Origin of the sequence: Rhodopirellula sp. UBA1907, assembly GCF_002337565.1 — a bacterium.
Taxonomy (GTDB): Bacteria; Planctomycetota; Planctomycetia; order Pirellulales; family Pirellulaceae; genus Rhodopirellula; species Rhodopirellula europaea.
The window spans coordinates 4,045-4,891 of sequence record NZ_DDGH01000019.1 but is presented as its reverse complement, the minus strand read 5'-3'; the positions used below and the strand labels follow the sequence as shown (position 1 = coordinate 4,891).

General features: G+C 56.8%; 1 protein-coding gene. It reads left to right on the top strand.

Annotated elements, in window-relative coordinates:
• Positions 1–847 (top strand): family 43 glycosylhydrolase (locus tag B2R17_RS04530; protein WP_286763032.1); only part of this gene is annotated, 847 nt, incomplete at both ends.

Below are 847 nucleotides of genomic sequence, written 5' to 3'. Positions count from 1 at the left end.
TCGTCACCGCGGAAGATCCTCATGGACCTTGGTCGGATCCAATCGAACTCGACGTTCCCGGCATCGACCCGGGCCACATCGCAACGCCCGAAGGCGACCGTTACTTGTACATGCACAACGGCAATGTCGTTCCGCTTTCACGCGATGGATTGAAAGTCACGGGCGATCCCGAACAAAAGCACCGTGGCTGGCAGTACCCGGCCGACTGGGAAGTCGAATGCTTTTGCCTCGAATCACCCAAACTCATTTTTCGCGACGGTTACTACTACATGACCGCGGCGCAAGGTGGCACGGCCGGTCCCGCGACCAGCCACATGGTCACATCGGCTCGCTCGCGGTCGCCACTGGGGCCTTGGGAAAACAGCCCTCACAATCCAGTCGTCCACACTTGGTCGCGAAACGAAACCTATTGGTCCAAAGGACACGGCACGATCATCGACGACGCCGATGGCAATTGGTACGTCGTCTACCACGGATACAAAAAGGGAGCCTTGCCACACGGACGTCACACGCTGATCGAAGCGATCGAGTGGACGGATGACGGATGGTTCAAACTCAAACGTGATCCCAAGCAAGAGCCCAAGATCATCGAACACCTCAACGGCCCGGTATCGAACGATTCGTTTGAGTCCTCCGAACTTGGCCTGCAGTGGCAACTGACCGGCGCTCACGCGCTGAAGTCTTACCAAGTCGGCGATGGACGCTTTCGGTTCGAAAACCCCGATGATCGAATGCGAACGCTGCAAGTCATCTCGCCCGAAAAGAACTACGACGTTCGGATCGAACTTGGTGAACGTGATCCCGATGTCGAACTAGGACTTTCAATCTGGTACTCCGAAGCCCGCTT